The organism is Cylindrospermopsis sp. CR12 (genome assembly GCF_001432185.1).
Lineage (GTDB): Bacteria > Cyanobacteriota > Cyanobacteriia > Cyanobacteriales > Nostocaceae > Raphidiopsis > Raphidiopsis raciborskii.
The window spans coordinates 54449-66833 of sequence record NZ_LMVE01000126.1 but is presented as its reverse complement, the minus strand read 5'-3'; the positions used below and the strand labels follow the sequence as shown (position 1 = coordinate 66833).

The window sequence follows — 12385 nt, the reverse complement described above, 5'->3', positions numbered from 1 at the left end:
ATTATTGATTATTTTGCGGGTGTTACCTAATTCTATCCCAATTCTATTTTAATTGTAATATCACATGCTTTGTAAACAGTTAGATTGCTTTAATTCATGCAAATTTCTATTACCTGTACAGAATAATACTGTAGTAATTTCCGCGATTAATACTTCTGTTAACTCTTCTAGTGCAGTTATTGATACATCCGCAGATTGTAAAAAGGGCATTGCTAATCCAGCAATATCACTCCCCAGAGCGATCGCCTTGGCCGCGTCTAACCCATTACGCAACCCTCCGGAAGCGATTAGGGGGAGTTGGGGGAACCGGGAGCGAATAGTAGTAATACATTCTGCTGTGGATATACCCCAATTGGCAAAGGTTTTACCTAATCTTCGTTGTAGTGCGGTTTCAGCTCTTTCACTTTCTACTAAAGCCCATGATGTACCTCCTGCACCCGCCACATCTATGGCCTGTACGCCTGCTGATATTAATTTTTCTGCCATCTTGACGGAAATTCCATTACCCACTTCTTTGGCAATTACAGGTACTGGTAATTGTTGGCATAGTTGGGCAATTTTGTCAAGTAGTCCATAAAAATTGGTATCACCCCTGGGTTGAATAAATTCCTGCAAAGGATTAATGTGGAGTATAAGAGCATCAGCTTCTAGAGCATCGATAATTCGTAAGCACTCATCTATGCCACATTGATAATTGAGTTGTACCGCACCTAGATTGGCAAATAACAGCACATCCGGGGCGTATTGGCGAATGGCAAAAGTATCAGCCACCTCTGGTTTTTCTAAGAGGACACGTTGGGAGCCAACACCCATTGCTAGTCTATATTTTTGGGCAATTTCCGCTAATCGACGATTAATAATACCTGCTCTTTGAGTACCCCCGGTCATAGAGGAGATTAATAGAGGAGCATGCAAATCCCGATTCAGAAATTTGGTGCTGATATCTATTTGTTTACCGTCCTGTTCTGGTAGACAACAATGAACAAATCGATATTTTTCCAGTCCCGTAGTAATTTGATCAGATTGCACATTCTCTTCTAAGCAAATCCGTATATGGTCTGCTTTGCGGTTTTGGATGAGGTTTGAATGATTAGTTATAGGTTTCACAGATACTTACCACTATTAATATAGGGGGTGGGACTAGATTATAATAACTGTAATATGATTGATTATTCCTCACATTGGAAATTTATTATATTGTGTGTGAATCATGCCTTTGTCTCGCATAGTTACACTTGTAATTGGCTTAATTATAATTTTAGGACTAGCTCTGTGGTTAATTGACTCCCTAAGTCGTTTATATTGGCAGCTATCCTATTCTCCCTTATTAGGTAATTTACTATTGTTCCTACTGGTCATACTTTTAGTGGGACTAGTTGCAGCTTTTGTCTATTATGTATTAATTCTACCCACTGGTGAAACAAAATCCCCGCGTCCCAGGGTTACTGCTGCTCAAATTCCCGCTGCTAAGTCGGATGCAGCTTCTAGCACCTTACAAGCGGTTCGTCAACAGGTGGCACAAATTCAAGATGAAGTTACTCGTCAAGCTTTATTGAGTCGCACTAGGGAAATAGAAGCTAATTTGGCACGGGGGGAAATCCAAGTAGTTGTTTTTGGTACAGGAAGTGCTGGTAAAACTTCGCTGGTCAATGCTATTATGGGGCGAATGGTGGGAGAGGTAAACGCTCCTATGGGTACAACTAAGGTCGGTGAAACCTATTGTTTACGCTTGAAGGGTTTAGAACGGAAAATTTTAATTACTGATACACCGGGGATTTTGGAAGCAGGGATCCCTGGAACGGAACGGGAACACCTAGCTAGAGCTTTGGCTACAGAAGCAGATTTGTTATTGTTTGTGGTAGATAATGACCTACGTCGTTCTGAGTATGAACCTTTAAGGGGTTTAGCAGAAATTGGTAAGCGATCGCTTTTAGTTCTCAACAAAACTGATTTATATAAAGATGAAGACAAGGATGCTATTTTAATTAAGTTACGAGAAAGGGTGAGGGATTATATTGATCATAATGATGTAGTGGCGATCGCAGCTAACCCCCAAGCTGTGGAATTGGAGGGAGGGGAAATTTTTCGACCAGAACCTGAAATAGTTCCTCTCCTAAAACGCATAGCTGCTGTATTACGAGCTGAGGGTGAAGATTTAATAGCGGATAATATTTTATTACAGTCTTTACGATTAGGGGAGGAAGCTCGCAAACTCATTGATTCCCAGCGTCGTCGTCAAGCTGATAAAATAGTTTATAGATATCAGTGGATTGGTGCTGGGGTGGTATCAGTTACCCCCCTACCCGTAGTTGATTTATTAGCCACAGCAGCAGTTAATGCTCAGATGGTAGTAGAAATTGGCAAGGTTTATGGTTGTGACTTAAATATGGACAGGGGTAAGGAATTGGCCTTATCTTTGGGCAAAACTATTGCTGGTTTAGGTATAGTTAAGGGCGCTATTGAGTTGCTATCTACGGCTTTACAACTTCACGTTGCTACCTTTTTAGTTGGGCGTGCTATTCAGGGAGTAACCGCTGCTTATTTGACCCGTATTGCTGGTAAGAGTTTTATTGAGTATTTTCGCCATGATCAAGACTGGGGTGATGGAGGAATGACGGAGGTGGTTCAGGAACAATTTCAAATTAATCGTCGAGACAAGTTTATTCAGGATTTTATTCAAGAGGCGATCGCTAAAGTTGTTAAACCATTAGCTGATCGTGAATAAAAGTTTGTAACTCAATCACAAATAAAAGAATGAGTATTGTAAATATATCTGATCACGTTTACGTTTCTTCAAAATTACATCAAATTATAGAAGATACTGTAAATTTTTTTGATGGCACACCAGTATATCCAATTCCTATTACAGAACGTTTTTGTGGGACTGGAGTTTATGGCCTATATTGCACTGCAAAATCCGGTATATATTCGGGATTTAATTTAGTCAATAGAACTATATTACGTCTTCCTATCTATATTGGCAAAGCTGTACCAAAAGGTTGGCGACAAGGCAGAGGTCTGTTATTAAACAGTCGGAGTTATGAGTTAAATAATCGAATTAGGGAACATAGTCGCAGTATAGATCTTGCAGAAGGTTTAGACAGGTCTGATTTTTTCTGTCGCTTTATTATTCTTGAAGGTAGGGAAAGTGATTTAATTGGAACAGTAGAAGCTGCTTTAATAAGAAAATACAAGCCAATTTGGAATACGCTAATTGACGGGTTTGGTAATCATGATCCTGGTAAAGGTAGATATGAACAGGCAAAATCAGATTGGGATATTTGCCATCCAGGTCGTCCCTGGGCAGAAAAGTGTCAAGGTAAATCCAAGAACCAAAAATATCTATTGGAAGCTATTAAAGAATATATGTCTAAACTAAATGAGGAAAATGTCTAATTTATCTTTATCTTGCCTAGAGTTATTTGCTGGTGCAGGGGGGCTAGCAAAAGGCTTAGAGATGGCTAAAATCAAACATAAAGCCTTGATTGAATTAGATTATAATGCTTGTTTAACACTAGCCAATAACTATAATCATCAACTAATTTATAATGTAGACGTTCGTAAATTTAAATTTGAAGAAGTTGGTGAAGTTGATATTATTGCGGGGGGTCCCCCATGCCAACCATTCTCATTGGGAGGTAAGCACAAAGGTCATATGGATCAACGTGATATGTTTCCCCATGCTTGCAAGGCAATTAGTATTTGTAAACCAAAAGCTTTTATATTTGAAAATGTCAAAGGAATGTTACGTCCAGCATTTAGTAACTATTTTGAGTATCTTATTCTGAGCCTGACATATCCAGAAGTTTGTCTTAAAGATTTACAGTCTTGGAAAGAGCATTTGATTCTTCTTAAAACCATTAGCAATTCCAACAATTATCCCGGGGTCAAATATAATGTGGTTTTTGGTCTCTTAGATGCTGCAAATTATGGAATTCCTCAACGACGCGAACGGGTTTTTATTGTTGGAATTAGACAAGATTTAAATATTAATTGGTCTTTTCCCCAACCATCTCATTCTTATGATTCCTTATTGTGGTCACAATTTGTTAGTTATGATTACTGGGAAAGACACCAAATTAAACCAATAAGCATTGAATGGGTAGATCAAAGAACTAAGCAAAAGATTAATCAACTAATACAAAAACCCACTCTATTTCCCCCGGTTTTAAAACCTTGGAAAACCATTCGGGATCAAATTGGAGAATTGCCAAAACCTGATAGTCAAGGTAGTTTTGATCGGGAGCATATTTTAAGGCAAGGTGCTCGATCATATCCCGGTCACAATGGTAGTTATATTGACATGCCATCTAAAACAATAAAAGCAGGAGATCATGGGGTTCCTGGCGGAGAAAATATGATTCGATATCCTGATGAAACTGTACGTTATTATACTACATTGGAAGCGAAACGAATTCAGACGTTTCCTGATGATTATAGATTTATTGGTTGCTGGACAGAATCTATGAGACAAATTGGAAATGCAGTACCTGTGGAGTTGGGTTATTTTTTGGCTAGTTCTCTATCAAGAGCTTTATGTTGAATTTTTCTTCTCTCTATCCTAATCTTGACGCACCCCCCCTACCACTGGTTTCACCTCCTCTAAAGAAAAAGGATCAGCACCACCAACCCAATTGAAATCACTAATACGAATCATAAAACTACCAAGTTGCAAGGTAGGATTATATCTCAAGCTAACACCATAGGTGCGCCGATTATACTCTATTATATAATCTGTGTTGCTTGCCTTACCTGTATCCACATTAATAGCTGTTTGAAACCCAAAACGAAATGGACCATAAATTTGCTGTGAAATACCCGCACTAATTACCTTATTATCTACAAAACGATCAAACAAGAAGGGTGAAGCTCCCGTGTTGAACCCCTGAGAATAACTAATGTTAAAACCTGTATAGTCGAAAAATGACCGAGAAAAATGTCCCACCTGACCCACCAATCCTACCGTCCCAATCAGACTACTTTGGTCATCCCCACTGGTATAATAGCTGGTTGTACCCGTAACACTGGCGATCGCACGCAAGTAAGGCACAACGGGATTAGATGTATACTTTAAACCTTGTTTAGGGGTTGCTGGTAAGGGTTTCCCCTCCCATAATAATAGACCACTGCCCAGAGATGCACTAGCTTGCAAACGTCCCAAAGACACCCGATCATTTCGTCGTTGAGGTGAAAGTAAACTAAGGCGATCTGTGTTAGAGTTAATATACTGACCCCCTCCCTGGAAATTAAGGTTAATACCACTTTTCCCCAGGGGGATCAGGGGAGAAGAGATCAGACCGCCCACACTACTTTGTACGGTTTGAAACCCGAGAGTGCCATTATACAAGCGATCGCGGTAGCTATATTCTAAATTGAGTGTGTAAGGATTTTCTTTTCCTACTGATTGTTTTAACCTTACACTTCCCCGGGAATGATCTTCCAACTTGTCTAAATTGAGACTAGTTAATTCTCCTGCACCTTCTATGGAGGTTCGGGGACCTAAAGTGCTATTTATTTTAGTTTTTACCCCAAATAAATCGGGCACATTACTACCATTTTCAATAGATTTCTGTACAAAGAACTGTGGTGTTACGGACCATCTAGTTGTCTCCGTATTCAGGAGGGTAAAACTACGTTCCACGTAAAAACCACCCCTTTGACCATTATCAAAACCGGGGGCCACTATAAAAGGATATATATCCCGCTGACGACGGTCAATTTTCTGTTTATCTATGGGAATAGGTAGAACAAAATTTTGGTCAAATACTAAACGCTGATGCTGGGTGGTAACCCGATCTACTAAGGGAGACTCTTGTCTTAACTTTACCTTAGATGCTCGTAATTCCAACTCTGGAGGAGAAAAGGGATCATTAGTAATTCTCACCTCTTCAGCTTCCCAACCACGGGGATAAAAATCCACCCGTTGGGCTTCAAATCTAGCGCGATTGACTGCTCCTCCACTTCTAGTTACGGGAATATTGCTGGCATCAACCCGCCCACCCAAGTTAATATCAACACCTCCTGGGCTGGTAACTTGACTAATTGGTTGATTCGCAAGAATACGTTCACTGGGCAGATTTAACATAGCACTTGGGTTTCTTTCTCTATCAGGAGAAAAATCTAAGTCACTACCAACCGAAGGTAGATAAATCTCACCCCTAGCATTTTCCAAATTCCCTGTATCCTGAAGAAAATTATAGGTAAAGCGTTCCCCCCGTAAGATCTGACTACCTCTGGTGATCACCACATTACCTTCTCCAACCACAATTAAATTGTCTAAATTAACTTGTAGTCGATCAGCATTAACTATGGCTCCATCAAATTTAACTGTGACCTTTCCCAAGGCTGTTACAATTCTTCTGTTGGTGTCATATTCTTGCTTGTCCGACAGCACTTCCACTATCCTAGGTTGAACCTGTGAACCAGTTGCAGAGGGTTGAGCTGAAGTGGTAAATTCTAGTTTGGGAGGGGCGATCGCTTGATTATTAACTGGACGGGAATAGAACTGAAGAGTATTGCCTGTTTTATTTTTTACTGAATAGTAATTAGATTGAAGTTGTATGTGTTCACAAGCAGTAGGTAAATTAGGTGGCAAAGCTGGATGGAGCATGTCTGAGCAAGATTAAGCTAAAAAGTGTTTTTTCCCTTATACGTAAAAGTACAAGGGATGTTTGTCTTTTGATGAGACCTGTTTAGAATGATGTAAACTGGCTAGTCTCTTATATCTTCCAGCAGTTGCAGATGAGTCTGTTTATTCTAAATCGCGACGACCAGGGTTACGAGCGGGGTCATTGGATAGAAATCCAAAGACAAAAATTCCCACAAAGAACGCAACCACAATATAAACGACGATTTTTAGAGTCACCATAAAATTATCTCCCAAGGGTAAGAAAAAAAGTTATTAGCAATCCACTCCGCAGAAAAGATAGCATTACTATCTTACCTACATTAGACCAATTTTTTGGAGATGGAAGCTGAAACTTATTGATATTCTTGCCACGGTTAAACTAGGGTTAGTTTTTACATATTAAAGTAAGTATAGCCATAACTATTATTTTTTATAAACGTTATAGCTAAACTTGTATTATAAACGGCTTTTTACTACTTTTGCTGGAACACCTAAAGCTACAGAATAGGGAGGAATATCTTTAGTTACAACTGCTCCCGCACCAATTACACTTCCCTTACCAATAGTAACCCCATCCAGTACGGTTACTCCGTGTCCCAGCCAACAATACAAGAGCCAAGTACTTGCATCAGCGATTCACTATGGCTATTAATACAATCCTAATGGGTTTTGTCATGTTGTTGAGAGTTGACCAAATCTAAAACAATCCTTAAATTTAGTAAAATAATCAACAGTTAAGGATGGACGAAAAAACTATTTTGGTGTAAATTAACCCAATGTGTGAGAAAACAACTCGTTAGGTAAAGTGATCAGAGGTTCACAAATCATACTCTCAAGAAGCAATATTAAGGTAAAACCAGTAAACAATTAACCATAGTTGAATTTAAATTCCTACCAGATTATGCAACCAATACGCAAATTTAATGTTTCTCCCTCACTACCTCAACTGCTAGAACCCTTGCGAAAACTGGCATACAATCTCCATTTCGATTGGAATGTGGAGACTAAAGACCTATTTCGTCGCCTAGACCCAGATCTGTGGGAATCTAGCCATCATAACCCCGTCTTAATGCTAGGTACTATCAGTCAGGGGAGATTATTAGAAGTAGCTGAAGATGAAGGTTTCCTGGCACAAATGGACCGTGCAGCTCGTCAATTGGAAGATTATTTACAGGAGCGCAGCTGGTATCAAAAACAACGTAATCAACCACTCAAAGAGTGCTACGCCTATTTTTCAGCAGAGTTTGGACTGGTGGATTGTTTACCCGTCTATTCAGGAGGTTTGGGTGTTTTGGCTGGGGATCACTTAAAATCTGCCAGTGATTTGGGATTACCCTTGGTTGGTGTGGGCTTACTTTACCAACAAGGGTATTTCGCCCAATATCTCAATGCTGATGGTTGGCAACAGGAGCGTTACCCCATCAATGATTTTTATAATATGCCTTTGCATTTGGAACGTAATCCTGATGGTTCTGAGTTAAGAATCGCTGTGGAATATCCAGGACGCAAGGTATATGCTCGAGTGTGGCGAGTCCAGGTGGGAACAGTCCCTCTCTATATGTTGGACACGAATATTGAACCCAACAAAGCTTATGACCACGATATCACCGACCAGTTATATGGTGGTGATGTTGATATGCGTATTCATCAGGAAATGATGCTGGGGATCGGTGGCGTGCAAATGTTGAAGGCGCTGGGTTATAACGTCACCGCCTATCACATGAACGAGGGTCATGCTGCTTTCTCCGCTTTGGAAAGAATTCGTATCCTCATCCAAGAGGAAGGTCTCAGTTATGCCCAAGCTAAACAGGTGGTAGCCTCTAGTAATATTTTTACTACCCACACTCCCGTACCAGCAGGAATTGACTTGTTTGCACCTGATAAAATTTTACACTATCTGGGTTACTACGCTGATATTTTTGGTTTGCCTAAAGAGCAGTTTTTGGGACTGGGTAGAGAAAACACTGGTGATTTGTCAGGTCCCTTTAGTATGGCAGTTTTGGCCCTGAAAATGGCAACATTTTCTAATGGGGTGGCTCAGTTACATGGTGTGGTCTCCCGGCAAATGTTTCAGGGTTTATGGCAAAAAGTCCCTGTAGACGAAGTACCAATTACATCTATCACTAATGGAGTTCATGCCCGTAGTTGTGTGGCTAAGTCAACTCAGGAGTTATATGACCGCTACCTGGGACCTAATTGGTCATCAGCTCCCCCAGATAATCAAATCTGGGAACGGATGGATTCTATTCCTGATGAAGAACTATGGCGCAACCATGAGCGATGTCGTCTGGATATGATATTGTATGTGCGGGAACATTTGGTGAAACATTTACGAGATCGGGGAGCATCAGCTTCAGAAATAGCCCAAGCACAAGAGGTTCTTGACCCCAATGTTTTAACTATTGGTTTTGCTCGTCGTTTTGCTACCTATAAACGTGCAACCTTATGGATGCGTGATATAGATAGGATTAAGCACATACTGTTAGCTAACAAACACCGAAAAGTACAGTTTGTGATTGCGGGTAAGGCACACCCTAAAGATATTCCAGGGAAAGAGCTGATTCAGGATATTAATCACTTTATTCGTGAACAGCATCTGGAAAAGCAGGTAGTGTTTGTGCCTAATTACGACATTCACATTGCTAGGCTGATGGTAGCTGGTTGTGATGTGTGGTTAAATACGCCCCGCCGTCCTCGGGAAGCATCCGGTACTAGTGGAATGAAAGCAGCTATGAACGGACTGCCTAATCTCAGTGTGTTAGATGGGTGGTGGGATGAAGCTGATTATGTTCGTACTGGTTGGGCAATAGGTCATGGAGAAAATTATGAAGATCCTAATTATCAAGACCAAATAGAAGCTAATGCTCTCTATGAGTTGCTGGAAAAAGAGGTTGTCCCCCTATTCTATGACCACCGAGATGAAGATGGCCTACCCAGACCATGGGTGGCAAAGATGAAGGATGCAATTCGATTGAATTGTCCCTTGTTTAATACAGCACGTATGGTCAGAGAATACGCTGTTAGAGCCTACTTCCCAGCCAGCGATCGCCATCATACCTTAACATCAGATCACTATGCACCAGCCAAGGAATTAGCTCACTGGAAATCTATATTGAGCGAACATTGGTTCAATATCAGAATTAAGGACATTGATGTATCCACAGGGACAGAAATTGGGGTGAATCAAAAGGTGGGAGTAACCGCCAAAGTTGATCTAGCCACTTTAACTAGCCAGGATGTGCGGGTAGAGCTATATCAAGGAGCCATTGATGCTAATGGTGACATTGTCAATGCTATTCCTGTGGAAATGAGTTATCATGGGCAAGATGATGGGGGTTTAAGTATTTATACTGCCGATATTACCTATACCAGTTCTGGTTTACAGGGTTTATCTTTGCGGGTTTTGCCCCATAACCAATACCTTTCTAGTCCATACGAACCTAGGTTAATCGCCTGGGCGGAGTGAGCTATTATTCAACCTTTTTTCCTTGAATCTTGGACAAAAGCTCTTCTTTAATCCGATTCAAAATAGAGGTCTCATCCAAGTTAGATAATATGTTGGTTACTACTGCTTTGGGACCTTCTGGACCCCAGGTGGCCCCATTAGCTAGGTAGGCTTTAGTCACTTGCCCAATTCCGTAAGATGATACGCCTGCTACTCCTGCTTGAGTAATCGCTACGGATAGATAAGGTCCTAAAGTTATTCCAGCTGTGGCAGTTGCGGACAAACCTAATATGGTTTTCAGCCCACTTAAACCTAGGTTTGCCAGCAACTCGCTCACTCCAATTCCACCCATGCTCAAGGCGATTTTTTGTAGCAGTTTCACAGCGCCACTTTGGGTCATTTCAATGCCATAGAGCTTGGATAGACCTAAAATTATGGCTATGTCAATAGCTATACTACTGACAATATCAACTACAGTAACAGGATTGAGGGCGATCGCCAAAGCCTTAATCATTACCGCTTTCCAAATCAACTGATTAGCACTTTCTTCTCTAATGATTAACTTCCGCTTTACTATTTGTTCACTTACAGTATCAGCGTAGAGCATAGTGTTTAAAGCTACTAATGCTTTTCCTTCTCGTTGCAAGATCTCCAGAATTTTCAGCTTTAATTCTTCTACTTGGGCCTTCCCTGCTTCTAATCGTATAGTCCTAGCTCCATCAGCTTGAACTAGGGCAGTCTTAACTAGAGGTGAAGCAGCACACATGACTATTTCCTGGGGTGAAACTAATTCTTTAACCCTGTCATCCCGGATTTTTTCATAAATTGCTAGGCGGTCAGTTATGGGATACTGGTCAATTTTATTGAAAACTAAAATAATTGGTTTACCTACTGTTCTTAACTGGGAGAGAGCTACCTGTTCAATCTTAGTCATATCGCCAGCAATAACAAATAAAATTAAATCTGCTTGTTTTGCTACCTTTTGTGCCAAAGCAGCACGAGTTTCTCCATCAACTTCATCTAATCCTGGCGTATCTACTAAAACTACTTGGGATTGATCTGGGGAGAGAAAAGTAGCTTTGAACGTACCCATAGCTTCTTGGGAGATAGTCCAGTTAACTTTTTGTTCCGCACGGGTAACCCCATGTAAAGGCCCAGTTTCAAATATTGGCTGACCGACCAAAGCATTTAGAAGAGAAGACTTGCCTCTTCCTACCATGCCAAAGGCTGCTATTTGTACTACCATGTCTTCTAATTTTCCCAACATGGTTTCTAAATCCGCTATTTCACTTTCTAATCCAGACAGTTCCTGAGAGGTCAGGTCAAGACTGGTCACTAAAGTTTTCAAAGCTGTTTTAGCTTGTCCATAGTTCAGTTCCGCTTGAATATTTCCAAAACTGAAAATCGCCTCATCCAGTTCTGCATCAGAAGAGTTATTGTTTTCGGGTTGGGGTAATTTAGATGTGATATTTGTCATATTATTTATTTTTGCTCCAAGGGGTCACAAAAAGTAGTAGAGTTAGGAGTTGATCTGGTAGCGTTAGCATCTTAATAAAATCACCTGTGCGAAAAATAGTTATTGCTGGTAACTGGAAAATGTTCAAAACCCAGGCGGAATCAGAGGAATTCCTGCGCGGATTTCTGCCTGAATTAGAGGAAACACCTTCTATAAGAGAGGTTGTATTGTGTCCCCCCTTTACAAACTTAAATGTTATGTCCAAATATTTACACGGTAGTCGTGTGGGTTTGGGCGCGCAAAATGTCCACTGGTCAGAAAATGGAGCCTATACGGGTGAAATTGCCGCCCCCATGCTCTTGGAAATAGGTGTTCGCTATGTTATTATTGGGCATAGTGAAAGACGGCAATATTTTGGCGAAACCGATGAAACTGTTAACCTGCGCCTTAAAGCTGCCCAAAATTATGGGCTAACCCCAATTCTCTGTGTGGGTGAAACTAAACAACAACGAGATGCAGGGGAAACAGAAAAACTAATCTCTTACCAATTAAAACATGACTTGGTAGATGTAGACCAAACTAAACTGGTTATCGCATACGAGCCAATTTGGGCAATTGGTACGGGGGACACTTGTGAGTCCGCAGAAGCAAATCGGGTCATTGGATTAATTCGCTCTCAATTGACTAATGATAAGGTGCCAATTCAGTATGGTGGTTCTGTGAAACCCAATAATATTGATGAAATCATGGCACAATCGGAAATAGATGGTGTTCTCGTCGGTGGCGCCAGTTTGGAACCGGAAAGTTTTGCCAGAATTGTCAATTATCAATAGGTAAGGGGAGTAGGGGCCAAGGT

General features: G+C 40.8%; 9 protein-coding genes and 1 pseudogene. 5 read left to right on the top strand and 5 right to left on the bottom strand.

The genetic code is table 11. The annotated features are described in order from the left end of the window. Positions 1-60: 60 nt before the first annotated feature. Complete coding sequence (fni, locus tag ASL19_RS14425; RefSeq protein WP_057178863.1) at positions 61-1107, bottom strand: type 2 isopentenyl-diphosphate Delta-isomerase; 1047 nt, start codon at positions 1105-1107, stop codon at positions 61-63. A gap of 103 nt (positions 1108-1210) precedes the next feature. Here fni and ASL19_RS14420 point away from each other — a divergent pair, with 103 nt between their 5' ends. The 3 genes from ASL19_RS14420 to ASL19_RS14410 are packed head-to-tail and all read left to right on the top strand — an operon-like array spanning position 1211 to position 4543. After that, entirely contained in the window at positions 1211-2725 is a 1515-nt protein-coding gene (locus ASL19_RS14420; RefSeq protein ID WP_057178862.1) for a YcjF family protein, read from the top strand. A 29-nt stretch (positions 2726-2754) separates the two neighbouring features. After that, a complete protein-coding gene (locus tag ASL19_RS14415) occupies positions 2755-3396 on the top strand; it encodes an Eco29kI family restriction endonuclease (RefSeq protein WP_057178861.1) in 642 nt (213 codons plus the stop codon). Next, positions 3389-4543: a DNA cytosine methyltransferase gene (locus tag ASL19_RS14410; protein WP_057178860.1), complete on the top strand. Its 1155-nt coding sequence runs from the start codon at positions 3389-3391 to the stop codon at positions 4541-4543. Before ASL19_RS14415 ends, ASL19_RS14410 begins: the two co-directional genes overlap by 8 nt. Before the next feature lie 18 nt (positions 4544-4561). On the opposite strand, the gene ASL19_RS14405 is transcribed toward ASL19_RS14410, so the two are convergent. From ASL19_RS14405 to ASL19_RS16975, 3 genes and pseudogenes are all read right to left on the bottom strand, one after another. Continuing rightward, positions 4562-6610 (bottom strand): DUF3769 domain-containing protein, encoded by a 2049-nt coding sequence (locus ASL19_RS14405; RefSeq protein WP_057178859.1) that lies wholly within the window; start codon positions 6608-6610, stop codon positions 4562-4564. 141 nt (positions 6611-6751) lie between these two features. Further along, positions 6752-6868: a photosystem II reaction center protein I gene (locus tag ASL19_RS16980; protein WP_006276427.1), complete on the bottom strand. Its 117-nt coding sequence runs from the start codon at positions 6866-6868 to the stop codon at positions 6752-6754. Between the two features lie 216 nt (positions 6869-7084). After that, positions 7085-7234 (bottom strand): annotated as a pseudogene (locus tag ASL19_RS16975) (acyltransferase); the annotation flags it as partial. A 295-nt stretch (positions 7235-7529) separates the two neighbouring features. Here ASL19_RS16975 and glgP point away from each other — a divergent pair. Beyond that, the gene (glgP, locus tag ASL19_RS14400; protein WP_057178858.1) at positions 7530-10094 is read left to right on the top strand and encodes an alpha-glucan family phosphorylase; all 2565 of its coding nucleotides are present in this window, start codon (positions 7530-7532) and stop codon (positions 10092-10094) included. 4 nt (positions 10095-10098) lie between these two features. On the opposite strand, the gene ASL19_RS14395 is transcribed toward glgP, so the two are convergent. Then, positions 10099-11550: a GTP-binding protein gene (locus ASL19_RS14395; protein ID WP_006276424.1), complete on the bottom strand. Its 1452-nt coding sequence runs from the start codon at positions 11548-11550 to the stop codon at positions 10099-10101. A gap of 86 nt (positions 11551-11636) precedes the next feature. Here ASL19_RS14395 and tpiA point away from each other — a divergent pair, with 86 nt between their 5' ends. After that, positions 11637-12362, top strand: a complete 726-nt coding sequence (gene tpiA, locus ASL19_RS14390; RefSeq protein WP_057178857.1) for a triose-phosphate isomerase — start codon at positions 11637-11639, stop codon at positions 12360-12362. The last annotated feature ends 23 nt before the right edge of the window (positions 12363-12385 follow it).

What these genes read in the sequence shown, in the direction of transcription:
- ASL19_RS14420 (WP_057178862.1), top strand. Translation starts at nt 1,211, where the DNA reads ATGCCTTTGTCTCGCATAGTTACACTTGTAATTGGCTTAATTATAATT.
- ASL19_RS14415 (WP_057178861.1), top strand. Translation starts at nt 2,755, where the DNA reads ATGAGTATTGTAAATATATCTGATCACGTTTACGTTTCTTCAAAATTA.
- ASL19_RS14410 (WP_057178860.1), top strand. Translation starts at nt 3,389, where the DNA reads ATGTCTAATTTATCTTTATCTTGCCTAGAGTTATTTGCTGGTGCAGGG.
- ASL19_RS14405 (WP_057178859.1), bottom strand. Translation starts at nt 6,610, where the DNA reads ATGCTCCATCCAGCTTTGCCACCTAATTTACCTACTGCTTGTGAACAC.
- ASL19_RS16980 (WP_006276427.1), bottom strand. Translation starts at nt 6,868, where the DNA reads ATGGTGACTCTAAAAATCGTCGTTTATATTGTGGTTGCGTTCTTTGTG.
- glgP (WP_057178858.1), top strand. Translation starts at nt 7,530, where the DNA reads ATGCAACCAATACGCAAATTTAATGTTTCTCCCTCACTACCTCAACTG.
- ASL19_RS14395 (WP_006276424.1), bottom strand. Translation starts at nt 11,550, where the DNA reads ATGACAAATATCACATCTAAATTACCCCAACCCGAAAACAATAACTCT.